This is a genomic window from Gleimia europaea ACS-120-V-Col10b, assembly GCF_000411155.1.
In the GTDB taxonomy this organism is placed as follows: domain Bacteria; phylum Actinomycetota; class Actinomycetes; order Actinomycetales; family Actinomycetaceae; genus Gleimia; species Gleimia europaea_B.
Map to the genome: position 1 here is coordinate 543,230 of NZ_KE150266.1, position 22,802 is coordinate 566,031.

The following is a 22,802-nucleotide window of genomic DNA, read 5'->3' on the forward strand; positions in this document are numbered from 1 at the left end:
TGCATATGTTCAAAACCAGAAAACTAAGCACTCCCAGTTTAATAACACATCACTTGTCTGACGAGCTATTAGTCAGAAAAGTCGCGATTCAGCATCATCCATTCCCCGCATCGCATCGTAGTCGAGGATGACGCACCTGATCCCCCGGTCTTCAGCAAGCGTACGAGCCTGACGAGTGATCTCCTGCGCGGCAAAAATGCCGGTAATCCCCTTTAAGAGTGGGTCGCGCGAAAGTAGCTCCAAGTAGCGGGTCAGCTGCTCCACCCCATCAATACCGCCGCGACGTTTGATTTCCACTGCGACCGGATCACCCTCATTGGTGCGTACTAAGATATCCACCGGCCCGATAGCCGTTGGGCACTCACGGCGAACCGTCCACCAGCCCTTCCCCAAAATCTCCGGCTGATCTGCCAATAGCTCCTGTAAGTGCGCCTCCACCCCGTCCTTCGTCAGGCCCGGATCAATCCCCAAATGTTCCTCGTGATCCAAAAACACCTCGCCCACGCGGATCACCAGCGTGTCATCCGTCTTCGTAGCTTCCACCACCCAGACTTCGCTCACACCGGCCTCGACCTCGGTGCTCGTTGGCTCCTGCACGCGGAAGTTACAAGGCGCCGTCATCCAGTTGAGCGGCTTATATGATCCCCCATCCGAATGAACCAGTACGGAACCATCACCTTTAAACATGAGCACGCGCTTAGCCATCGGCAAATGCGCATCTAGGCGGCCAGAATAATCAACAGCACACTCAGCAATAACAATTCGCACCCACCTACCCTAACAGCGTCTCCAGCTGCAGGCACAAAAAAGCGCACCCTTCGGTGCGCTACATCAGTACTCTAGTACTCCTCCCGCGGCCGTGGCGGGCCGGACTCAATCCACGAAATGAGGCCGTTGTACCACTCTTCCCGCATGGCCAGATGGCGAACACTGTCACCGTACGTGAGGATTACCTCAACCACGCCCTCCTGCCGGTGAATCGGAGCAGACACGTTCAGTCCCTCGCGCGGCATTCGTAACTGCGGTCCAACAAGGAAACCAACTAGGCGAAACCACTGTAAATCCCGCTGTCCAAAACGAGCCATGCCAGAAATCCAGCCCGCAGACGCGTCTGGCCGGTACCAGCACTCAAACGTGCCCACGATGCGCCCAATGCGGCGCACCCGAATCACCAACACCAACAAAGCGATTAAAGCGAGCGCAAGCAAAGCAATAAGGAGGGCAACCAAGATGCCGCCTAGAACATTCATGATTGCCCTCCTTCTGTTTTCAAATCCTACTGCGCGAAGTTGCCCTCTTCGACAACAATCGTCACGAAGTCGGAGTCAACCGAGGCGAAGCCGCCCGATACTTCCACAATCTTACGTCCTTCAGACTCGGTTTCAATTGCAACCGAACCAGGACGCAACACTGCAAGAAGCGGAGCGCGGCCAACCAACACGCCCAGGTCACCTTCAACAGATGGCACCACCACGGAAGAAGCCAGACCATGCCAGAGCTTTTCCGTGCGGCTCACCACCTCGACTTGGAGCATCTTAGACTTCGCCATCTACTTACGCCTTCTGCAGCTTTGCCCAAGCGCGCTCAAGATCATCGATACCACCGATGTTGAAGAACGCCTGCTCGGGGATGTGGTCATACTTACCCTCAACGATGCGCTTGAAAGCCTCAATCGTTTCGTCAAGCGGAACAGTGGAACCCTCAACACCAGTAAACTTCTCAGCCATGTAGGTGTTTTGGGACAGGAACTGCTCAATACGGCGCGCGCGAGCAACCGTAACCTTATCCTGCTCCGAAAGCTCATCCACACCAAGGATCGCAATGATGTCTTGCAGTTCCTTGTTCTTCTGCAGAATCTGCTGTACCTGCGTAGCCACGTCGTAGTGCTCCTGACCAACGTAGGCCGGGTCAAGAATGCGCGAGGTGGACGCTAGTGGATCCACAGCCGGGTAGAGGCCGCGTGACGCAATATCACGCGAAAGCTCAGTGGTTGCATCCAAGTGCGCGAACGTGGTTGCCGGAGCCGGATCCGTGTAGTCATCCGCCGGAACGTAAATGGCCTGCAATGAGGTAATCGAGTTACCACCCGCAGAGGTAATACGCTCCTGAAGCTGACCCATTTCATCAGCGAGGTTCGGCTGATAGCCCACTGCTGAAGGCATACGGCCAAGAAGCGTGGAAACCTCCGAGCCTGCCTGCGTGAAACGGAAGATGTTATCGATGAACAGCAGCACGTCCTGGTTCTGCACGTCGCGGAAGTACTCCGCCATCGTCAGACCTGTCAGAGCAATGCGCAGACGCGTGCCCGGCGGCTCATCCATCTGTCCGAAGACAAGTGCGGTCTTATCAAACACACCCGCCTCGTCCATCTCGTGAATCAGGTCGTTACCTTCACGGGTGCGCTCACCCACACCGGCGAACACCGACACGCCGCCGTGGTCTTGCGCCACGCGCTGAATCATTTCTTGAATCAGAACGGTCTTACCAACGCCCGCACCACCGAACAGGCCAATCTTACCGCCCTGCACGTACGGGGTGAGAAGGTCAATAACCTTGATGCCCGTCTCGAACATCTTGGTCTTTGGCTCAAGCTGATCAAATGCCGGAGGCTGGCGGTGGATCGGCCAGCGTTCCTTCACCTCGACCTGATCGGCCGGGTAGTTCAAGCACTCGCCAACAACGTTGAACACCTTACCTCGGGTCACGTCACCAACCGGAACAGAGATCGGACCGCCCGTGTCGTGAACCTTCGCGCCACGAACCAAGCCGTCGGTGGGCTTCAATGCGATGGCGCGAATGAGGTTGTCGCCAATGAACTGGGCAACTTCCAGCGTCATCGTGAACTTCTGCCCGCCTTCACCAGTCGAAGACAGGTCAACATCCACCTCAAGCGCGTTGTACATTGCGGGCATCTGATCCGGTGGGAACTCAACGTCCACAACCGGGCCAATCACGCGGGCGATGCGCCCAACGCCCGTAGTGTTAATAGATTCTGCAGTCATGTTTATTCCTTGTCCCTGCCTCAGCCGTTCGATAGAGCGTCGGCACCGGAAACTATCTCGCTGATTTCTTGCGTGATCTCCGCCTGACGGGCCGAATTCGCCAAGCGAGTGTAATCTGTGATGAGGTCTTCCGCATTGTCGGTAGCGGTGTGCATCGCGCGTTGGCGAGACGCAAGCTCCGAAGCAGCAGCCTGAAGTAGCGCGTTGCGAATACGGTTCTCAACGTAGAGAGGCAACAGCGCGTCCAACACGGCTTCCTCACTCGGTTCAAACTCGTACTCGGGGAAAGCTAACTCAGGATGATCCTCAAACCCGAGTTCCTTCTCTCGCTCCTCATCGCCCTGCGGCGTGTCCACAACCGTTAGCGGAAGCATCTGCCGAACCTCGGGAACCTGCGTCACCATGTTCTTAAACCTGGTGAATACGAGGTATACCTCAGAAACACCCTTCTTCGGATCCTCCTCCAAGAAGGCCTTCAGAAGTTCCTTACCAATGGAGTGAATGATTTCCTCTGACGGAGCATCAGACTCGCCCTCCCATGCTTTCGCGGCGTCAATACTGCGGAAACGGAAGTACGAACCCGCACGCCTACCAGCCGTGTAGAGCACAGGCTCCTTGCCCTGCTCACGAAGCTCCTCGAAAAGCTTCTCAGTTTCGCGAAGAATCGTTGCGGAGTAAGCGCCCGCCATGCCCCGGTCCGACGTCACCGCTAGAACCGCCACCCGGTTCGTGTCCTCACGCTGATGCGTGAGCGGGTGATCCATTCCCCCGTGGATTGCTACAGCGGCAACAGCCTGCGTCAGAGCCTTCTCATAAGGCCCCGCCTGTGTCGCCTTAGCACGCGCCGCACCGATTCGAGAAGCAGCGATAAGCTCCATCGCGTGAAAAACCTTCTTCAGCTTTTCCGTTGAAGCTATGCGCTGTTTAATCTCTCTTAGACCTGCCATTGATCAGGCCTTCTTACCGCGAACGATCTGCTCTTGCGTGCGCTCAGCTTCCGCCTCGCCATCCACATCTTCAGGCGCCAACCCCTCTGCGGAAATAAATGAACTGTGGTAGGCCTCAACGCCTTCCTTCAGCGCTGCCAGAGTGTCGTCCTCCAGCAGTCCCGTCTCCTTGATGGTCTGTAAAACACCGGTGCGTGAACGCAGGTAGTCCAACAGGCCCCGCTCAAAGCGAGCAACATCAGCAACCGGAATGTCATCCAAGTAGCCGTTGGTGCCCATCCAGATCGAAGCCACCTGATCCTCAATCGGATATGGGTTAGCCTGCGACTGCTTGAGCAACTCCATGAGGCGCTCACCACGAGTTAGCTGTGCCCTCGTGGCTGCATCCAGGTCCGAGGCGAACATCGCGAAAGCTGCCATCGCACGGTATTGTGCAAGCGTGATCTTGAGGGTACCCGAAACCTTCTTCATTGCCTTAATCTGTGCGTCGCCACCAACACGCGACACAGAAATACCAACGTCAACTGCCGGACGCTGGTTAGCGTTGAAGAGGTCGGACTGCAGGAAGATCTGGCCGTCCGTAATCGAAATAACGTTCGTTGGAATGTAAGCGGAAACGTCGTTTGCCTTCGTCTCAATGATTGGCAGGCCCGTCATAGAGCCGCCACCAAGCTCATCGGAAAGCTTCGCGCAACGCTCAAGGAGGCGCGAATGCAAGTAGAAGACGTCACCGGGGTACGCTTCACGGCCCGGTGGACGACGGAGAAGGAGCGATACCGCGCGGTATGCTTCCGCCTGCTTCGAAAGATCGTCAAAAACGATAAGGACGTGCTTGCCGTCGTACATCCAGTGCTGGCCAATTGCCGAGCCCGTGTACGGAGCCAAATACTTAAAGCCTGCCGGGTCAGATGCTGGGGAGGCCACGATCGTCGTGTACTCCATCGCGCCAGCCTCTTCGAGAGCGCCGCGAACAGCTGCGACCGTTGAACCCTTCTGGCCAATAGCCACGTAAATGCAACGAACCTGCTTCTTCGGATCACCCGACTCCCAGTTGGCGCGCTGATTCATGATCGCGTCAAGAGCGATCTGCGTCTTACCCGTCTGGCGGTCGCCAATGATCAGCTGGCGCTGACCGCGACCAATCGGAATCATCGAGTCAATGGCCTTAAGACCGGTTTCTAACGGTTCGTGCACCGACTTACGCATCATCACACCGGGAGCCTGGAGCTCCAGCGCACGAATACCCTCGAAATCGGTGATCTCCCCCAGGCCGTCAATCGGGTTACCCAGCGGGTCCACCACGCGACCGAGGTAGCCATCACCTACCGGAACCGACAGGACCTCGCCGGTGCGGCGAACCTGCTGGCCCTCCTCAATGTTCGTGTAATCGCCGAGAATGATCACGCCAATCTCACGAATATCAAGGTTGGACGCGAGTCCAAGAGTTCCATCTTCAAAGCGGAGGAGCTCATTGGCCATAACGCCAGGTAAGCCTTCGACGTGTGCAATACCGTCAGCAGCTAGGGTGACGTGGCCGATTTCCTCCACAGCGGATTCCGACGGCTCGTAGGATTCTACGAAGCTGTCCAGAGCCGCCCGGATTTGTTCGGGCCGGATAGAAAGTTCAGCCATTGAGCTTTTCCTTACCGTTTAGAAATGTTAAAAACATAGGGTTCAGCGCACCAACTCTCGTTTAGCTTTAGCCAAGTTGGATTTCACTGTTGCATTAATACCGTCGCCATCTACCTCTATGTGAAGACCGCCAAGTAGTGACGGATCCACTTCGGTATTAACCGCAACGGCGCTTTGATACCTAGCCTCGAGAATCTTTTGCAGACGCTCGATCTGGATTTGAGATAGCGGGGATGCCGATGTGACCGTAGCGAACAAACAACCGCGACGAGAAGCCGCCTGGTGCGTGATTTCGCGGATCAATGACAACAACCTGCCATGAATTGAGAGACGAACCTGACGTCGCAAAAGCCGCGACGAGTACGGGGTGAGCGCGTCCCCAAAGAACCGGGCCGCGAAATGAGCGCGGTCATGAGCAGAACCAACCCCCAGATCAGACAGGTTGATGCGAAACTCGCGATTATCCGCAAGGAAGTTATGCACCGCGAATAGTTCTTCTTCAACCTGCTTCAACTGGCCGGCATCTTCAGCTGCGCTAAACACCGCTTCATTACCGAGCTGCTCCGCCGCAACCTCAAGATCACGGTAGCTCGACCAGCGGTTGCTGGCCAGAGTCTGCATGATCTCGATAGTTTGGGGCTCAACTCCGTTGGCCAGAAGATCATGTGCAAGCTGGCGCTTGTCCGCCTCGGTTCTACCCGGATCGGTTAGCGCGTGTGCCACGCGCCCTGATTCACGCAATAGGTCCGAAATACCGTAAAGATTTTCGGCAACCGCCATCGCATCAGCGTCCGAGCGCAAGGCATCAGTTAGCACCCTGAGTCCAGCCTGGTAGCTGTTCTCACTCGCTGCACGCATTTAAGACTCCTGTACTGTAGTTTCAGATTCGAGATCGTCAAGGAACCTGTCAACAATACGAGCCGTAAGCTCGTTATCCTTCAGGTGCTCGCCAACAATCTTCTCTGCAAGTTCGGTGGCAAGAATCCCGATCTCAGACTTGAGCGAGATTTCCGCCGCCTGGCGCTCCGCCTGAATCTGCCGCTGCGTGTTAGCCAGGATGCGTTCAGCCTCCGTCTCGGCCTCCTTGCGCGCTGCCGCCACAATCGACTTAGCGTCTTCACTAGCGTCGGAGCGGATACGACCTGCATCAGCATTCGCAACCTGGATCAGCTCTTCAGCCTCACGCTTTGCCAGCGCCTCGGCTTCCTTCGCACGATCAGCTGCGTTCAGCCCTTCTTCAATCTTTTGTGCACGCTCATCTAGGATCGCGTTGAACTTAGGGAGTGCGTACTTGTAAAGAACAAGTCCGATGATGATCAACACAATCAGCTGCCATACGATGTCGTATAGCGGCGGCAACAAAATGTTGGGCTCTTCTGCCGCCTGAGCTGTTGCGGGTAGGAACGTCATACTAGAAGATCAATCCCGGAACGAGGCCGATGAGGCCCAGCGCCTCAATAAGAGCTAGACCAATGTACATGTTCGTTGAGAGCTTGGATGCGACCTCCGGCTGGCGGGCGGTAGCTTCCTGCGTCTTGCCAATCATGTAGCCAAGGCCAATACCCGGACCAAGCGTTGCGATACCGTAGCCTACTGCTGCGATCGAACCAGTCATGTTTGCTTTCCTTCTCTATGTTGCCAAGGCGCTTTTGCGCCAAGGAGTCTGTTAGTGGCTTACTGCCTAATGGGTCTCAATTGAAGTCTTAATGTAAACGGCCGTCAGGATCGAAAAAATGAACGCCTGCAAGCCGGCCACGAAAATTTCGAACAAGGTAATACCAATCGCGCCCGCGAAAGTTAGGACGCCAACGCCCTTCACCGCGCCCGCAGCCTCGAAAAACAGGAAGTGAGTTCCAAAGAACGTCAGAGCAAGCATCAAGTGCCCCGCCAGCATGTTTGCCAGCAAACGAATGGTAAGCGTTGCCGGACGAATGATGAACGTTGAGAGGAACTCAATGGGTGTAAGCAGAATGTACAGCGGCCAGGGCACGCCCGGCGGGAAAAGCTGATTCTTGAAAAACTGCCCCGCACCCAGGTGCTTGATTCCCGCCCCCACAAACACCACGTACGAAATCAGTGCGAAACCAAGCGGCACAGCCACAACGGACGAAGCCGCAATGTTCAATCCCGGAATCACGCCCGTAATGTTCATGAACAGAACACCGAGGAAAATCACCGTAAGGATTGGCGCGTACTTGCGGCCGTTCTTTTCTCCCAAAGTCTCAATCGCGACCTTATCGCGAATGAACACAATCAGACCCTCGAGAATCGACTGTCCCTTAGAGGGAACCAGCTTTGCCCGCGACGCCCCAATCGAAAACACGAGCACCAAAAGCACCGTGGCAATAAGACGGACGAGAACCAAACGGTTCATTTCAAAGATCGTGCCCTCAAAGGCAAAGGCTGGAGGGAAGAAGTCCCCAATTCCCGGCATCGCTGAAACTGGTCCTTGACTAAGCATTGTCAAAGTGGACGACACTGTTGCGGAGAACAGGATGCACCCCCTGGTCGAAGTGTTACGGCCCTGCACCGTACACGAGGAATATACCCCATACTGTATACGGTTTGAGCTCGCCTAATGGCAAAACCTAGATAATGGTATCAGGATTACTCGGGACCGAACGCAGATTTTACTATTCTTTTTCTTCCTTAGGCAGATCTATGGTTGGGACTTTAGAGCTTGCTAACGTCCACGTTTGCGCACCCGCCTGCGCGATCACCGAAAGGATGAGGGCAAGGCCCAGCGCCGTGTGGTCAAGCCCCGTCAGATTCTTCACAATCAGCACGGTTACAATCACCACAACGACCTTGAAAAGGTAATCACCCACCATCAGAGCTGCCTGCGAATCCAGATTTTTCATCGCCAGCGCCATGGTGAACCAGGTGACCAGGGCAAGAAGAATCCCTACCACTCCCCCGATGAGACCCGAAAGGCCCGCCAAGGAGCCGGCGAAAATATACGCAACCACGCCCGCCAGAACCGCGATAATCACGGAGACCTTCAACACATTTTTCACAGTCTTTGAAACTGCGGCGCGAAGCGCATCGGTAGGTACGAGCGGTGGAGACATTCGCGTCACTTCCTTTGCATCTTCTGCCGCAAGCCCGGCAAGAATCGGACGGTAAACACAATACTAGCTATCACTGCAGGAATCGCCACGGCAGCAACCTGTTTGGGGCTAAACACGATAAGAGCGACCGCAGAAAACGTAATCACAGCCGTCCACAGGTACATGATCATCACGACCCCCACCTGACTGTGTCCCAGGTTGAGTAAGCGGTGATGCAAGTGCATTCGATCAGCCTGGAACGGTGATTTACCCGCCCGTAAACGCCGGAAAACCGCCAGAGTCATGTCTACCAGTGGGATGACTATCACCAGCAGGGGCAGAACTATAGGGAGCAAACCGGTAATAACCTGCTCTGTGCCCAGCACACTCGGATCAATCTGACCCGTCACAATAATGCCCGCAGCCGCGACAATAGTGCCCAGCGTGAGAGCACCAGAATCACCCATAAAGATAGATGCGGGGTGGAAGTTATGCGGCAGGAAACCAACGCATATCCCCACCAGGACCGCAACTATCAGCGACGATGTCGTAGCGTAGGTCAGCGCCCCGGTAACGCGGGTAAGCATGTAGGAATACACGAAGAAAGAAAACGCGCCAATGCCCACCACCCCGGCGGCGAGTCCGTCCAGACCATCCACAAAGTTCACTGCGTTCATTATCGCGACAAACATGAAGATAGTGACGAACAGTGACAGGTTGGAAGAGCCAATAGTAATGCCGAAGATGGGGAATGAAATCAGCTGCACGCCAAAGTAGGCCATGAAAACAGCAACCAGGATCTGGCCCGCCAGCTTCGCCAGCCAGTCCAGGTCCCAAATATCATCCACGAGGCCAAGCAATGCGATAGCTAGCACGCCAATCATCACCGCCCAGGGGGTGCCCGTTTGGAACACCGGGTTGAAGTAATCGAGCCGCGAGGCAAAGAGCATGGCGATAATGAACCCTAATGCCATCCCCACCCCGCCGAGGCGAGGCGTTGGCACAGTGTGCACGTCCCTCTCACGCACGGGCGTAAGCACACGCCATTCTAGCGACAAGCGTCGCATGATCGCGGTCATCACAAACGTGATTCCCGCCGCTAGCACCATCACTAGAATGTAGAGCTTCACTGATTAATTCGCACTTTCTGACCGCAGGCTGCCTCGATGTCCGCGACCGAAATCATGCCGGTTCGCAGGAGAACCGGAACGTCGTCGGTAACGTCGATAATCGTGGAAGGCACCGGGCCCGGAGTCGGCCCAGAATCGATGTAGCAATCAACGCCCTCACCAAAATATTTTATTGCCTCTTCGACGCTTGTTGCGGCAGGCTGTCCGGTCAGGTTCGCAGAAGTAACTGCCAGAGGGCCCACCGCGCGCAAAACTTCTAACGTCGCCTCGTGGTTAGGCATGCGGATCGCAATCGTGTCTTTAATATCGCCCAGATCGAAGCGGATCCCTTCTTCGGCCTTCACAATCAGCGTCAGAGCGCCCGGCCAAAACGCCTCGATCAGGCGGTGTGCGGCCTCGTTCAACTCCGAACTTACCCTCGCGGCGTCCTGCGTATCTGAAATGAGTACCGGAGGAGGCATCTGCCGCCCCCTCCCCTTCGCAGCTAGAACTGCATTTACCGCGCTAGTTGAATACGGGTCTGCCCCAATGCCATACACCGTGTCCGTGGGTAGCACCAGCAAGCCACCGGTCTCGACAATCTTCTTTACGGCCTGCGCATCAGACTGCGAAATACCCGCGCGCGCATCCACTTTCATGCTTTCCATTATCTACATTCACCTAACGGTTTTTGCGCTACAACAAACCGGGGGCGCTCATTCAAATCTGCGAGCGTGCGCACGTGCACAAACCCGGCGTTTCTCGCGATTTCAAAGGCGGCTTTACCCTGCGTGTCATCATGTTCCATGCCGAAGCATCCGCCCGGTTTCAAATACTGGTAGATCACAGGAACTAGACTGCGCACAAAATCCAGGCCATCATCGCCCCCGCCCCACAGGGCCTCGGGCGGATCAAAATCGAGTTCGGGCGCCAACTGCCTGGGCGGCACATAGGGAGGATTAGATATCACCAGATCGAAGTTGGCCTCCCACTGTGGGTTAAACACCAGCGCGTCGCCCTGTACCACCTGCATCTCTAGCCCGAGGGCCTGCGCATTTGCGTGCGCCGCCACGCAAGCCGCCTGCGACTTTTCCAGCGCAACCACGCTCGCCGGAGTATTCGCCGCAATCGCCAGTGCGAGTGCCCCCGAACCGGTACACGCATCCAGTACCACGGCGGCCTCGCCCGCAATCGCGTCAATTGCCCACTTCGCCAGAACCTCTGTTTCGGGCCGCACACAAAACACGCCGGGACCGGCTTCAAGCTCAAGGCCGTAAAACCACATTTTCCCCAACACGTGTTGCAACGGTTCACGAGACGCCCGGCGCGCAATCAGCGCCTCTATTTCCCGTGCATCGTCCGGCTCGATCTCGCGCGGCCACATGTAAATAGGCGCCCCAAGCACGGTCTCGAAAATCGCGCGCGCATCGGCCTGCGCGCTCTCAACACCCGCTTGCGCGAGGGTTTGTATCCCCTCGCGAAACAACGTCAGCGGATCCACGGCTACTCTTTCGACTGGCCTGCCGCGTCCATGCGCTCCTGCTCATCCATAACGATGGCAGATTCAATCACCGGGCCCAAGTCGCCATCCAGCACGTTCGACAAGTTATACGCCTTGTAACCCGTGCGGTGATCCGCAATCCGGTTCTCCGGGAAGTTGTAGGTGCGAATGCGCTCGGAGCGGTCCATCGAACGCACCTGCGACTGACGCACTGCAGCCTCTTCCGCCTCGCGCTCCTCCCGCTGCTTTTGAATCAAGCGCGCCTTCAATACGCGCATAGCGGCCTCACGGTTTTGGATCTGCGACTTCTCGTTCTGCATCGACACCACGATGCCCGACGGAATGTGCGTAATACGAACTGCGGAGTCCGTCGTATTCACCGACTGGCCACCCGGACCCGACGAGCGGTACACGTCGATGCGAAGATCGTTTTGATCAATTTCGATCTCTTCTTCATCATCCTCGACCTCGGGAACCACAATTACGCCCGCAGCGGAAGTGTGTACGCGCCCCTGCGACTCGGTAACCGGCACGCGCTGCACGCGGTGCACGCCACCTTCAAACTTCAAGTTCGCCCACACGCCATCCTCCGGCGCCACGTTACCTTTCGAAGCAATAGACAGCGAGATTTCCTTCAAACCGCCAAGACCCGTAGGCGTGGAGGACAGCTCCTTGACCTTCCAATCCTTTGTCTCCGCGTAGCGCGTGTACATGCGGGCAAGATCAGCTGCGAACAGCGCAGACTCTTCGCCGCCCTCGCCGGCCTTCACTTCCAAAATCACATCATCAGCATCAGACGGATCGCGTGGAACCAGCGTGCGTACCAGCTTGTCATGAGCCTTCTGAAGCGCCTGCTCCATAGCCGGCAACTCAGCCGCGAACTCCTCATCAAGCTCCGCCATCTCCTGCGCCGCCTCAAAATCTCCCAGTGCTTGCGTGAAACGGTCCGCAACCGCTTTCACCGCGCCAAGCTCTGAAAAGCGCTTCGCCAGCTTGCGCGAACGCACCCTATCGCCAAGCACCTGAGGGTCAGCAAGTTGAAGCTCAACTTCCCGATATTCCTGAAGCAACGGCTCAACCGCCTGCAACTCGTGGCTGTAATCTTGACCCACTTGGTCCTCGCTTTTCATTAACCTAGCCGACTTTGCGGCTCCCTACGTCCAAAATACAGTAGCGGCGCCACGCCCCAAACCTGGGCGCGGCGCCGCCAAAGAATACCTAGCGCTTACGCTTGCCGTAGCGAGCCTCGAAGCGAGCCACGCGACCACCGGTATCAAGAATCTTCTGCTTGCCGGTGTAGAACGGGTGGCAGTTCGAGCAAACATCAACGCGAAGCTCGTCTTCGCCCAGAGTCGATGCCGTATCAAACTCGTTGCCGCAAGTGCACGTCACGTGCACTGCCTTGTAATCGGGATGTACACCCTGCTTCATGGTTTTCTCCTTAAGGAATTCGAGGATGCCGGGTCCAGACGCTTAATTCGCTGGTGAACCGGAACCGCCGTTTAGTTTGCCAGGTTTAGACGCTAATTGCCAGGTGGCCGGCCGTACAATAGATCACTATTTCCGGCCGGCTCTCCATTAATCTTTTGGCGTTGTCTTCGCGATCGCCATTAGGAACTCCGCGTTGTTTTGCGTGTCCTTCAACTTGTCAAGCATAAGCTCAAGCGCCTGCTGCTGGTCGAGCTGGCCCAGCACGCGGCGCAGACGCCACATGATTGCAAGCTCTTCCTTCTTAAACAGCATCTCTTCGCGCCTCGTACCCGAAGCATTGACATCAACTGCCGGGTAGATGCGACGCTCAGACAGCTGGCGCGACAGGCGCAGTTCCATATTGCCCGTGCCCTTAAACTCTTCAAAGATAACCTCATCCATCTTCGAACCCGTCTCTACAAGAGCCGAAGCGATGATCGTTAGCGAACCACCCTCTTCGACGTTGCGCGCAGCGCCAAAGAACTTCTTTGGCGGGTACAGTGCCGAAGCATCCACACCACCGGACAGGATGCGGCCAGAAGCCGGTGCCGCCAAGTTGTAGGCTCGGCCCAGACGCGTGATCGAATCAAGAAGCACAACCACGTCGTGGCCCAGCTCAACCAGGCGCTTGGCGCGCTCAATCGCGAGCTCCGCAACAATCGTATGATCCGAGGCCGGACGGTCAAACGTTGAGGCAATCACCTCGCCCTTAACCGTACGGCGCATGTCCGTGACCTCTTCCGGACGCTCATCAACGAGGACAACCATGAGGTGCACGTCCGGGTTGTTCTGTGAAATCGCGTTGGCCATCTGCTGCATGATGATCGTCTTACCGGCCTTAGGCGGCGAAACGATGAGGCCACGCTGTCCCTTACCAATCGGGGCTACGAGATCAATGATGCGCGGCGTGATTGCCTTCGGCGTGGTTTCAAGGCGTAGATGTTCATCCGGGTACAGCGGGGTGAGCTTTGAAAACTCGGGGCGTTCCCCGGCCTGTTCAACTGAAATACCATTGATCGAATCAACCGCAACAAGGGCGTTGTACTTCTGGCGCTGCCGCTCGTTTTGACGCGGCTGACGAATAGAACCAACAATTGCGTCACCTGGACGCAGGTTCCAGCGCCGCACGTTACCCAGGGTCACGTATACGTCATTCGGGCCAGGCAAGTAGCCGGAAGTGCGCACAAACGCGTGATTGTTCTGCACGTCCAGGATGCCCGCAACCGGAATCAATACGTCGTCTTCTTGCAATTGTGGCTCTTCGTCATCGCGGCGACGCTTCGTGCGATCCCGACCGCGACGCCTGCGACCGCGATCATCACGATCCTTGTCATCGCGGTGATGCTCTCGATTGTTATTGCGGTTATTGTCGCGGTTGTTGTCCCGATTATTGCGTTTGTTTCGTTTGCGATTCGAGCCATCTTCACTATCGGAACCATCATCTTGGTGCGCATCGTCCGCCGAAGGAAGTTTGATCTCATCAAGCAGGCTTGTAGCACTAGCACCGTTGTGCGAATCCTGGGGCTCGCCCAGTTCTGCCTTCACATCCAACTGGATGGCCGCTGGAGTTCCCCCATTGCTCTCCGCGCGACGGCGCCTACGTCGAGGCTCCGACGAGTCGGTCTTACTGGCCGGCTCGCTCTTGGAAGCAGAAGTCGACTCTTCGCGCTTTTCTTCCCCACGGTTCTGCGCGGATTTAGTCTGCGGCTGAGGCTCCGCCTGCGGTTTCGAATCCGCCTGTGGTTTTGCGCCCTGCGCACCTCGAATCGCCGCGAGAAGCTCGGCCTTACGCATCTTCTCCGTGTCTTGAAGTCCCATTTCAATGGCAACTTCGCGCAATTCGGCAAGACGCATCTGCGACAGTGGACGCTTTTTAGTAGTTGGGTTTTCGCTCAACGAATTTCCTTACTTTTACCGGCCAAAAGCCATGAAAGACTGCTGTTGAAGCAGGAGCGTTCCATCGTGAAACACAGGAAGAAAGAGACATCAAAAGGATGAGAATGCATTCTTCCCGGCGTTAAACGCAAGATGGAAGATTTAGATAGCTAACAGGTGTTAGCAGCGACTCAATGAGTCGCCCTTAATGCTACCAGCAAAACACGCGTTTTGAAAATATACACTGCCCGCGTGGCCTAGAAGCGCTCTACCGGGCTCTCCCCACCCTCGCGCGAAGCCTCCATTGACGCACCGACCGCTGTAATACCGGGATTCTTCACCGACCAACCGGCTGCCCTCGCCTCTTCCACAAGCTGCGGATCAAGCGTTCCAAACACGAGCACAGACGGGCCCGCGCCCGAAACCACGGCAGGTAAGCCCTGACCTCGCAAATACTGCACCAAATCATAGGTTGAAGGCATAGCCTGGGCGCGCTGAGCCTGGTGCAAGCGATCCTCGGTTGCATCCATCAGATACTCCAAAGGTGCCTGACCCGAAAGAATCAAAGCCAGCAACGACGCCCGCGAAAGATTAAACGTCGCATCTTCCAACGGAACTTGCTGCGGTAGGGCCGCGCGCGCCTGCTTGGTTGAAACCTCAAACTTAGGTGTCAAAACCCACGCGCCAAGATCCTCTCGCGGCGGTCGCACAACAGTCTTCGCACTCTTGTCCATCCACGAGAACGTGACGCCACCAAACACCGCTGGGGCAGCATTATCCGGGTGGCCCTCAATATCCGTGGCAAGCTGGAACACCTCGTCCAAAGACAACGACTGTTCTCCCACGAGGCCACGCGCCAACATCAGCCCCGCCACCGCAGCTGCGGCCGACGATCCCATGCCCGCACCATGCGGAATCCGATTGCGCGCCACCATCCGCAAACCAACCTGCGGCATATCCAGGTATTCAAGCCCCTTGCGCACCGAGCGAACAATCAAGTTGTCCTCACCCTCGGGCACCTTTCCGGCGCCATGGCCCATCACCTGCACGAATGTTTCGCCCACAACAGCGTGCATCTCGACCTCGTCGAAAATGCCAAGTGCCAGCCCCGCGTGGTCAAAACCCGGGCCCAGGTTTGCCGAAGTTGCCGGCACCTTCACCCGAACAAAATCATTCGTGAGGCGCATCAGGCCTCACCCTCAATCCGAAATACCGACGCCACCTCAACCACCACAGGCAGATCGCGCAACTTCGCGAGGACACCGTCCATGCTCTTACCGGACGTGGCGCTGGTAGACAAAGTTACACGCGTGGCCTCCCCCGGCTTCGCCATCTCTTGTGAAACGGTGATCAGCGAAATGCCGCTTTGCCCAAATACGCCTGCAACTTCAGCAAGCACGCCCGGCTTATCTGCCACAAGGAGGGAAACCTGGAAGCGCGAAGATGCAATACCAGGGCTCAAAATCGGCAGCTTTGCGTACCGCGACTCGCGCGGCGCGTGACCACCCAAAACGCGATGCGAAGCGCCCGCCACCAAGTCAGACAGCACTGCCGACGCCGTGGGGGTGCCGCCAGCTCCCTGGCCGTAAAACATTAGGCGGCCAGCCGACTCGTTGTCCAATAGAATCGCATTAAAAGCACCAGCAACCGTAGCCAGCGGGTGCGAAACCGGGATCAAAGCAGGATAAACCGCTGCGGTGATTCCCTCTTTCCCCTCCGCATTAGAACGCTCCGCCACCGCGATGAGTTTAATAACCATGTCTGACTTCGCAGCCTGGGCGATGTCCTCCGCCGTGATGCTACTAATGCCCTGCGCCGTTACGTCTGCCATCGAAACGCGGGTGTGGAACGCGAGCGAAGCCATAATCGCGCACTTCGCGGCCGCATCTAGTCCCTCAACGTCTGCCGTAGGGTCGGCCTCGGCAAAGCCGAGCTCCTGCGCCTTCTTCAGCGCATCCTCATACGTCGCGCCCGTTGTGGTCATCTGATCGAGAATGAAGTTAGTAGTGCCATTCACAATGCCAACCAGTCGATTCACCCGGTCACCCGCGATCGACTCGCGCAAACCGTACACAATCGGAATTGCGCCGGCCACGGCGGCCTCGTAATAAAGATCCGTATCGTTTTGTTCCGCCAGCTCATAAAGCTGTGCGCCGTGCTGGGCCAGCAAAGCCTTATTGCCAGTAATCACCGTTGAACCATTGCCAAGCGCGCGCTTCACGAACGTGAATGCAGGTTCAATACCGCCAATCAGCTCGATCACGATGTCGGCGCCATCGATCGCTTCATTCGCATTTGTGGTAAGCAGAGCGGGATCAACCTCAAAATCGCGCTTCGCGTTCACATCGCGCACCAGCACCGACTCAACCTGCAAACGCGCTCCCGCCCGCGCAGCCAGATCCGCCTGATGCTCCTCAATCAGACGAATCACCTGCGAACCAACCGTGCCCGCACCTAGAACGGCAATCTTTTGAACGCTACTCACTTTTCCTCCCCGAGTTCAGCGGCGTTTAGCGCGGCGTCGCGCGCAAACAAATCCTCTAGCTTTTCCGGATAAATCAGCCAATGTGGCTCCCCCATGCCTACGCCGAGCGTGCCCGGGCGCGTAAGCATGTTGTAGTTCGACGACATCGAATGACCGTAAGCGCCCGTTGCGGGAACAGCAAGCACATCACCCTCGTGGATGTCGCCCGGTAACGCCACGTCAGAAACCACGATGTCACCAGACTCGCAATGCTTACCCACCACGCGAGCCAAACGCAGCGGCGCATCCGACTCTCGGTTGGCCAGCAGGGCCGTGTACTTCGCGTCGTACAGGGCGGGACGGATGTTGTCCGACATACCCCCATCAACCGACACGTACAGGCGCGAGCCGCCCTCAATCGGTACATCTTTAACTGTGCCCACCCGGTACAGCGTCACCACAGTTGGACCGATTACCGACCGCCCCGGCTCCACTGATACGTGCGGCACTTTAAGATCAAACTTCTCGCACGCCTCGCGTATAGCGCCCGCGAGCGTGCGAGCGATTTCCTTTGGCGCGAGGGGCTGCGGATCCGCTCCCGTGTACGTGATCGCGTAGCCGCCACCCAAATCAAGTTCGTGGCAAACCACACCCTCATCAGCCAACTGCTTGGCCAGGGACAGCAGGCGTGAGGCGGACTCGGCGAACGCCTCGAGGTCCCGGATCTGGGAGCCAATATGGGCGTGCAATCCCATGAACTCAAGCGATTCATGCGCCGCAATCTTGCGGGCAGCCTCCAGAGCCGTGCCTGACGCCAACGACAAACCAAACTTTTGGTCTTCATGCGCGGTGGCAATGAACTCATGACCACCGGCATGTACGCCCGTAGTCACGCGTATCATCACTCGGGCGCGGCGGCCCAACTCGCTGGCAATGCGAGTAACCCGCTCCACCTCGCCTATTGAATCAACCACAATTCGCGCAATGCCACGGGTTCCAGCGTTGATCGCCAAACGTAGTTCTTCATCCGACTTGTTGTTGCCGTGCAACCCCACCAAATCAGGATCCGCTCCCGCACGAAGCGCGAGCGTGAGTTCACCCAAGCTCGCCGTATCCACGCCCATGCCGGCGCTAGTGACCAGTTCAATCACGCGCCCGCTCATCAAGGCCTTTGCCGCGTAGTACGCCGAGCCTCCGCCCATGCCGTAGCCGTCCCAGAATTCTTCGGCCATAACCGTTGCCCACACGTTCGCGCGGCCATGCAGGTCGGCTTCGTCCAGCACATACAACGGCGAACCGTATGATTCCACCAGCTGCGAAGCACTGACTTTACCAAGCGAAAGCTCAGTTCCATCGTGCCTTGCACTCCACGGCCAGAGATCGGGCCGCTCGCTTGGGCGCGGCGCCAAGAGATTTTCGAGGTCGTGGCTCATCCCTACAGTCTCCTACATGCGCTCTGGGGCGGACACCCCAAGTAGGTCTAAGCCGTTTCGTAGAACCTGCGCTACCGCATCGTTCAACCAGCGGCGAGCCACGTGGCCCGCATCAACCTCTTCGTTCGCACGCGGCGTCACGCGGCACTGTGCGTACCAAGTGTGGTAAGCCCCCGCAAGGCTTTCGAGGTAGCGTGCTACGCGATGTGGCTCCAAAAACTCCGCTGCCTGCGCAACCACCGTTGGGTACTGCGCGAGTACACCCAAAAGCTGTCCGTCAGCTGGGTGCGAAAGTGCGGCCGGATCAAACTCAGCGCTACGAGTTACACCGTGTTCCTCCGCATTGCGCGCCACGTTAGCCGTACGGGCATGCGCGTACTGCACATAGTAAACTGGGTTGTCATTCGTGTTCTGCGACAGCAGGTCAAGATCGATGTCTAGGTTTTGATCCATCGACGCGCGAGTAAGCGAATAACGAGCCGCATCCACGCCAACCGCATCCAGCAGATCATCCAGCGTGACGATCGTGCCCGCCCGCTTCGACATGCGCACCGGCTTGCCCGAACGAACCAGGTTAACCATCTGACCGATCAAAATCTCTAGGTTCTTATGCGGAACGTCGCCAAACGCCGCACACATCGCCATCATGCGGCCAATGTAACCGTGGTGATCCGCGCCCAGCAGATACACGGCCTTATCAGCCCCGCGCGCCCTCTTATCCAAGTAGTAAGCCAGATCACCTGCAAAATACGCTGCGTCGCCATCAGACTTGACCAACACGCGGTCTTTATCATCACCGAAGTCGGTGGTGCGAAGCCACAGCGCGCCATCTTCTTCAAAGATGTGGCCGCGCTCGCGCAAAATCCGAATCGCCTCATCCACCGCGCCCGACTCATGCAAGGAATCCTCGTGGAAGAACACGTCAAACTCAGACCGAAACTCCTTTAGCTTCACCTTAATCTCGGTGAACATAAGCTCCACGCCCCGAGCACGGAACGCCTCCACGGCCTCGCTTTCACTAAGCTCAAGCGGATTTGGCTCCCCGGCTGCAAGTGAGTCAGCGATCACCTGCTTCGCGATGTCCTCAATATACTGGCCGCCGTAACCATCCTCGGGCGCCGGCTCTCCTTTTGCGCGCGCATACAGCGAGCGGGCAAAACGATCAATCTGCGCGCCGTGATCATTGAAATAGTACTCGCGAGTGACGTCCGCCCCAGCTGCCTTCAATAGGCGTGCCATTGAATCGCCAACCGCCGCCCAACGTGCGCCACCAAGATGAATGGGTCCGGTGGGGTTAGCCGACACATATTCCAGATTCACATGCTTACCCGCCTGCGACTCGTTACGGCCGTAATCCTCGCCCGCCTCCAAAATCGTGCGTGCAAGCTCGCCGGCCGACGCCGCATCCAAACGGACGTTAATAAAGCCCGGGCCCGCTACCTCAGCCTGTGCAATACCGGCCTCCGATACCAAACGATCCGCAATGATCTGCGCGAACTCACGCGGATTCATCCCCGCCTTCTTCGCCAGACGCATCGCAATGTTCGTTGCCCAATCACCGTGCTCGCGGTTCCGCGGACGCTCCACCGTCACATCCTGGGGGATGTCCTCGGCGTCCAAACGAATTGCACCGTCGCTCACAGAGCCGGTCAGAACCTCATGGATAAGCTTTTCTAAATCTTTAGGAGTCACGCCCCCAATCTTAAAGGCAAACCCCCGCCCCGCGTAACCAGAGCCCACCGAGCGAACAAAGCCACCCGAAGTCAAGGCATGCAAAAGGGCAGGCCCGCGCCTGGGCCTGCCCTCGAGCGCCTTATATCAGTGGTTCTTCTCGTACTCGCTCATCAAACCAATCCGGTAAGCATGACGAGAATCGCCCGAGAACTGCGTGGCAAGGAACACGTTCACAAAGTGAGCGGCCTCCTCCATCGTGTGCTGACGGGCACCAATCGCGATCACATTCGCATCATTGTGCTCGCGAGCCAACACCGCGGTGGCCTCATTCCACACCAGTGCGGCGCGAACACCCTTCACGAGGTTCGCCGCCATCTGTTCGCCGTTGCCGCTACCACCGATCACGATGCCAAGTGAACCCGGTTCAGCCGCCACGGCCTCGCCACATGGAATACACATCGTTGGGTATGCATCGAGGGCATCGTACTGCGTTGCACCATGGTCAACGACGTCGTGGCCCGCCTCCTTCAACATTTCAATCAGGTAGTTCCGAAGCCCAAATCCAGCATGATCAGCTGCGATATGCACGCGCATTGCGACCTCCAAAGAAAGATTGTTTACCTAATTATTACACGAAGCCGTAAAGCATAGTTGGAAAGCAAAATATGACCCATCAAAAGGGCCTTTACCCGTTCACACCACAAAACGAAAAGCGCCCCGAACAGGACTCGAACCTGCGACCTTCTGCTCCGGAGGCAGACGCTCTATCCGCTGAGCTATCGGGGCCTGGCTATCTCAAATGCCGTTGTAATCGTACCAGGGAGGTTAAGAAACCGGTAAACGCAGACGCGAACTCACATGGATTTGCGGGCGCGAATAATCTCACGAACCAGAACCGGATCGTCCGAAATAATCGCATCAACGCCAGCATCTAGTGCCTGCACGATCTCCTCCGGCTCATTCAGCGTCCACACGTGCACCGCGACGCCAAGAGAGTGTGCAAAACTGACAAAGCGCTTAGTAGCCAAACGCAGCGGGCCAACCTTTAGCGGTATCTGCGCGGCCACCACTCCGCGACGCCGCCAGTTCTGCCGCGACACCAGGCTGCGCGTGCGCGTTTGTGCAGCGAGGAACAAGCGCGCAACTTCCAGTTGTCCCAGTGAAGTATTGATTTCCGGTGCCGCCTGCCGAATACGCTGCAGACGAGCCGAATCAAATGAGGCTAAACATACTCTGCCCATCGCTCCATGAGCGCGGATGACCTCAATCATTGGGAGCCAAACGTCCTCTTCTTTTGCATCAATGTTGAGCTTCAAATGAGGAAAAGTTCGCAAAACATCCGCGAGCAAAACCGGGCCGCGCGCAGAGCCGTTAATAGTCACATCTTTTAGCTCGTCAAAGGTATGAGCAGACACGAGACCAGAACCATTCGAGACGCGATCTAGCATCGGATCGTGAATTAACACCACCTGGCCGTCAGCCGTCAAATGAGCGTCCGTTTCCACAAAGTGAAAACCGAGCCTGTCGCAATTTTCGAACGCTTCCCAAGAGTTCTCCGGAGCCAAGTTAGCTCCACCTCGGTGAGCTACAACCAGCGGGGCTCCCCTACGCGGAATGTCATACATGGACTAGTCGCAACCCTGGCCCGGCTGGCGCGCGTTGTTCTCCTGCAACCACACCATCGGATCCACTAGCTGATCGTCTTTATCGTGCACCTCGAAGTGCAAGTGCGGGCCGGTAGATGTACCCGTATTTCCCACCGAAGCGATCCGCTGACCGGCGTGCACCTGATCCCCGGCTTTCACCAAAACGTCCTCGGCAAACATGTGCGCATAACCGGTGTAAAACACCTCGCCGCCCGGCTTGGTGTGTTTAATGAGAATCCAGTACCCATAGCCCGCCATCGGCTCCGAAGCCTGCACCACCCCATCGGATGCAGCAAAAATCGGGGTACCAATCGGACCGGCCAAATCGAGACCCTCATGCAACTTGGAATAACCCAGAACCGGGTGGAACCTATAGCCAAATGGGGATGCGATATTGAAAGTTCCCTCAAGCAGCGGCCAAACAATGGGGGCGGACTCTGAAACCGAGCGGTTTCCGTTAGCCGGCATGCCTTCCAAACACTGCGAAATCTCCAGTGGAGTGCGTAACTTCGCCCGCGAGGCTGCACCAGCAACCTGACGCAACCCCTCTGCCTCCGAAACAACGACGTCCGTGTTCTTCGCCCACGAAGACTGTGTGGCCGGGGAAGCTATCATTTTTGAAGGTAGCGCAATCGAAGTTTCCGGCCCCACAAATCCGGTGATCGGAACAGCAACCGTCGCTGCCGCAACTACGGCAACAAGACCGCCCTTCAAAAGGCTTAACCAACTAGGCCTACTAATCTTTGGATTGCGCGGCTTGCCTGTTTGCTCACGTAGCTCACGACGCGTAGGGAAAGACGAGCCATTTGAAGAACCATTTGCAGGCAAAATAACTATTCCCTTCCAAAATTGCGCAAAAGAGAATGACTTACACAAAGTCACGCGGCGGATACGTAACGAACTTATAACGCCAAGCCGCACGGATCAACCCGTTTGAAACACCTGTGCACAGATTCACGTTCGCGTTTTCAAATCGGGGCACGAGTTGCAAAGATCCAT

The 22,802-nt window shown here is 56.8% G+C and carries 24 protein-coding genes and 1 tRNA gene; all 25 read right to left on the minus strand.

Annotated features, from left to right (window positions below; genetic code table 11):
* Positions 1 to 72 precede the first annotated feature (72 nt).
* The 25 genes from nucS to HMPREF9238_RS02580 all read right to left on the minus strand — a co-directional run bounded on the left by nucS (position 73) and on the right by HMPREF9238_RS02580 (position 22,517).
* Complete coding sequence (gene nucS / locus HMPREF9238_RS02460; RefSeq protein WP_016443856.1) at positions 73 to 768, minus strand: endonuclease NucS; 696 nt, start codon at positions 766 to 768, stop codon at positions 73 to 75.
* Positions 769 to 839: 71 nt separating this feature from the next.
* Complete coding sequence (locus tag HMPREF9238_RS02465) at positions 840 to 1,250, minus strand: DUF2550 family protein (protein ID WP_016443857.1); 411 nt, start codon at positions 1,248 to 1,250, stop codon at positions 840 to 842.
* Between the two features lie 26 nt (positions 1,251 to 1,276).
* A complete protein-coding gene (locus HMPREF9238_RS02470; RefSeq protein ID WP_016443858.1) occupies positions 1,277 to 1,549 on the minus strand; it encodes a F0F1 ATP synthase subunit epsilon in 273 nt (90 codons plus the stop codon).
* 4 nt (positions 1,550 to 1,553) lie between these two features.
* The gene (atpD, locus tag HMPREF9238_RS02475; RefSeq protein WP_016443859.1) at positions 1,554 to 3,002 is read right to left on the minus strand and encodes a F0F1 ATP synthase subunit beta; all 1,449 of its coding nucleotides are present in this window, start codon (positions 3,000 to 3,002) and stop codon (positions 1,554 to 1,556) included.
* 20 nt (positions 3,003 to 3,022) lie between these two features.
* On the minus strand, positions 3,023 to 3,949 hold the full coding sequence (locus HMPREF9238_RS02480; RefSeq protein ID WP_016443860.1) for a F0F1 ATP synthase subunit gamma: 927 nt from the start codon (positions 3,947 to 3,949) through the stop codon (positions 3,023 to 3,025).
* 3 nt (positions 3,950 to 3,952) lie between these two features.
* A complete protein-coding gene (gene atpA / locus HMPREF9238_RS02485; RefSeq protein ID WP_016443861.1) occupies positions 3,953 to 5,581 on the minus strand; it encodes a F0F1 ATP synthase subunit alpha in 1,629 nt (542 codons plus the stop codon).
* A 42-nt stretch (positions 5,582 to 5,623) separates the two neighbouring features.
* A complete protein-coding gene (locus HMPREF9238_RS02490; protein ID WP_016443862.1) occupies positions 5,624 to 6,439 on the minus strand; it encodes a F0F1 ATP synthase subunit delta in 816 nt (271 codons plus the stop codon).
* A complete protein-coding gene (locus tag HMPREF9238_RS02495; protein WP_016443863.1) occupies positions 6,440 to 6,991 on the minus strand; it encodes a F0F1 ATP synthase subunit B in 552 nt (183 codons plus the stop codon).
* A 1-nt stretch (position 6,992) separates the two neighbouring features.
* Complete coding sequence (atpE, locus tag HMPREF9238_RS02500) at positions 6,993 to 7,196, minus strand: ATP synthase F0 subunit C (RefSeq protein WP_016443864.1); 204 nt, start codon at positions 7,194 to 7,196, stop codon at positions 6,993 to 6,995.
* 66 nt (positions 7,197 to 7,262) lie between these two features.
* Positions 7,263 to 8,015, minus strand: a complete 753-nt coding sequence (atpB, locus tag HMPREF9238_RS02505) for a F0F1 ATP synthase subunit A (RefSeq protein ID WP_016443865.1) — start codon at positions 8,013 to 8,015, stop codon at positions 7,263 to 7,265.
* A gap of 199 nt (positions 8,016 to 8,214) precedes the next feature.
* Positions 8,215 to 8,652 (minus strand): Cg1360 family ATP-synthase-associated protein, encoded by a 438-nt coding sequence (locus tag HMPREF9238_RS02510; RefSeq protein WP_016443866.1) that lies wholly within the window; start codon positions 8,650 to 8,652, stop codon positions 8,215 to 8,217.
* 5 nt (positions 8,653 to 8,657) lie between these two features.
* Positions 8,658 to 9,761: an MraY family glycosyltransferase gene (locus tag HMPREF9238_RS02515; RefSeq protein ID WP_016443867.1), complete on the minus strand. Its 1,104-nt coding sequence runs from the start codon at positions 9,759 to 9,761 to the stop codon at positions 8,658 to 8,660.
* Positions 9,758 to 10,408: an L-threonylcarbamoyladenylate synthase gene (locus HMPREF9238_RS02520; protein ID WP_016443868.1), complete on the minus strand. Its 651-nt coding sequence runs from the start codon at positions 10,406 to 10,408 to the stop codon at positions 9,758 to 9,760. Before HMPREF9238_RS02520 ends, HMPREF9238_RS02515 begins: the two co-directional genes overlap by 4 nt.
* Positions 10,408 to 11,241 (minus strand): peptide chain release factor N(5)-glutamine methyltransferase, encoded by an 834-nt coding sequence (prmC, locus tag HMPREF9238_RS02525; RefSeq protein ID WP_016443869.1) that lies wholly within the window; start codon positions 11,239 to 11,241, stop codon positions 10,408 to 10,410. The genes HMPREF9238_RS02520 and prmC overlap by 1 nt, the downstream gene beginning before the upstream one ends.
* 2 nt (positions 11,242 to 11,243) lie before the next feature.
* The gene (gene prfA, locus HMPREF9238_RS02530) at positions 11,244 to 12,371 is read right to left on the minus strand and encodes a peptide chain release factor 1 (protein ID WP_051109759.1); all 1,128 of its coding nucleotides are present in this window, start codon (positions 12,369 to 12,371) and stop codon (positions 11,244 to 11,246) included.
* 88 nt (positions 12,372 to 12,459) lie between these two features.
* Positions 12,460 to 12,672: a 50S ribosomal protein L31 gene (gene rpmE, locus HMPREF9238_RS02535; protein ID WP_016443871.1), complete on the minus strand. Its 213-nt coding sequence runs from the start codon at positions 12,670 to 12,672 to the stop codon at positions 12,460 to 12,462.
* Positions 12,673 to 12,819: 147 nt separating this feature from the next.
* Positions 12,820 to 14,565: a transcription termination factor Rho gene (gene rho, locus HMPREF9238_RS02540; RefSeq protein ID WP_040316641.1), complete on the minus strand. Its 1,746-nt coding sequence runs from the start codon at positions 14,563 to 14,565 to the stop codon at positions 12,820 to 12,822.
* 278 nt (positions 14,566 to 14,843) lie between these two features.
* Positions 14,844 to 15,773, minus strand: a complete 930-nt coding sequence (thrB, locus tag HMPREF9238_RS02545) for a homoserine kinase (protein WP_016443873.1) — start codon at positions 15,771 to 15,773, stop codon at positions 14,844 to 14,846.
* Entirely contained in the window at positions 15,773 to 17,071 is a 1,299-nt protein-coding gene (locus tag HMPREF9238_RS02550; RefSeq protein WP_016443874.1) for a homoserine dehydrogenase, read from the minus strand. Before HMPREF9238_RS02550 ends, thrB begins: the two co-directional genes overlap by 1 nt.
* On the minus strand, positions 17,068 to 18,483 hold the full coding sequence (gene lysA, locus HMPREF9238_RS02555; protein ID WP_016443875.1) for a diaminopimelate decarboxylase: 1,416 nt from the start codon (positions 18,481 to 18,483) through the stop codon (positions 17,068 to 17,070). The genes HMPREF9238_RS02550 and lysA overlap by 4 nt, the downstream gene beginning before the upstream one ends.
* 12 nt (positions 18,484 to 18,495) lie before the next feature.
* The gene (argS, locus tag HMPREF9238_RS02560; protein ID WP_040316643.1) at positions 18,496 to 20,175 is read right to left on the minus strand and encodes an arginine--tRNA ligase; all 1,680 of its coding nucleotides are present in this window, start codon (positions 20,173 to 20,175) and stop codon (positions 18,496 to 18,498) included.
* Positions 20,176 to 20,301: 126 nt separating this feature from the next.
* A complete protein-coding gene (locus HMPREF9238_RS02565) occupies positions 20,302 to 20,751 on the minus strand; it encodes a ribose-5-phosphate isomerase (RefSeq protein WP_016443877.1) in 450 nt (149 codons plus the stop codon).
* A gap of 119 nt (positions 20,752 to 20,870) precedes the next feature.
* Positions 20,871 to 20,943 (minus strand) — tRNA-Arg (locus HMPREF9238_RS02570).
* Positions 20,944 to 21,011: 68 nt separating this feature from the next.
* Positions 21,012 to 21,782, minus strand: coding sequence for a glycerophosphodiester phosphodiesterase family protein (locus HMPREF9238_RS02575; protein ID WP_016443878.1), 771 nt, complete (start codon positions 21,780 to 21,782; stop codon positions 21,012 to 21,014).
* A gap of 3 nt (positions 21,783 to 21,785) precedes the next feature.
* Positions 21,786 to 22,517, minus strand: a complete 732-nt coding sequence (locus tag HMPREF9238_RS02580) for a M23 family metallopeptidase (RefSeq protein WP_051109760.1) — start codon at positions 22,515 to 22,517, stop codon at positions 21,786 to 21,788.
* Positions 22,518 to 22,802 lie beyond the last annotated feature (285 nt).

Coding starts and splice junctions, on each gene's coding strand:
- HMPREF9238_RS02465 (WP_016443857.1), bottom strand. CDS start 1,250: ATGAATGTTCTAGGCGGCATCTTGGTTGCCCTCCTTATTGCTTTGCTT.
- HMPREF9238_RS02470 (WP_016443858.1), bottom strand. CDS start 1,549: ATGGCGAAGTCTAAGATGCTCCAAGTCGAGGTGGTGAGCCGCACGGAA.
- atpD (WP_016443859.1), bottom strand. CDS start 3,002: ATGACTGCAGAATCTATTAACACTACGGGCGTTGGGCGCATCGCCCGC.
- HMPREF9238_RS02480 (WP_016443860.1), bottom strand. CDS start 3,949: ATGGCAGGTCTAAGAGAGATTAAACAGCGCATAGCTTCAACGGAAAAG.
- atpA (WP_016443861.1), bottom strand. CDS start 5,581: ATGGCTGAACTTTCTATCCGGCCCGAACAAATCCGGGCGGCTCTGGAC.
- HMPREF9238_RS02490 (WP_016443862.1), bottom strand. CDS start 6,439: ATGCGTGCAGCGAGTGAGAACAGCTACCAGGCTGGACTCAGGGTGCTA.
- HMPREF9238_RS02495 (WP_016443863.1), bottom strand. CDS start 6,991: ATGACGTTCCTACCCGCAACAGCTCAGGCGGCAGAAGAGCCCAACATT.
- atpE (WP_016443864.1), bottom strand. CDS start 7,196: ATGACTGGTTCGATCGCAGCAGTAGGCTACGGTATCGCAACGCTTGGT.
- atpB (WP_016443865.1), bottom strand. CDS start 8,015: ATGCCGGGAATTGGGGACTTCTTCCCTCCAGCCTTTGCCTTTGAGGGC.
- HMPREF9238_RS02510 (WP_016443866.1), bottom strand. CDS start 8,652: ATGTCTCCACCGCTCGTACCTACCGATGCGCTTCGCGCCGCAGTTTCA.
- HMPREF9238_RS02520 (WP_016443868.1), bottom strand. CDS start 10,408: ATGGAAAGCATGAAAGTGGATGCGCGCGCGGGTATTTCGCAGTCTGAT.
- prfA (WP_051109759.1), bottom strand. CDS start 12,371: ATGAAAAGCGAGGACCAAGTGGGTCAAGATTACAGCCACGAGTTGCAG.
- rpmE (WP_016443871.1), bottom strand. CDS start 12,672: ATGAAGCAGGGTGTACATCCCGATTACAAGGCAGTGCACGTGACGTGC.
- rho (WP_040316641.1), bottom strand. CDS start 14,565: ATGCGTCTTGCCGAATTGCGCGAAGTTGCCATTGAAATGGGACTTCAA.
- thrB (WP_016443873.1), bottom strand. CDS start 15,773: ATGCGCCTCACGAATGATTTTGTTCGGGTGAAGGTGCCGGCAACTTCG.
- lysA (WP_016443875.1), bottom strand. CDS start 18,483: ATGAGCCACGACCTCGAAAATCTCTTGGCGCCGCGCCCAAGCGAGCGG.
- HMPREF9238_RS02565 (WP_016443877.1), bottom strand. CDS start 20,751: ATGCGCGTGCATATCGCAGCTGATCATGCTGGATTTGGGCTTCGGAAC.
- HMPREF9238_RS02575 (WP_016443878.1), bottom strand. CDS start 21,782: ATGTATGACATTCCGCGTAGGGGAGCCCCGCTGGTTGTAGCTCACCGA.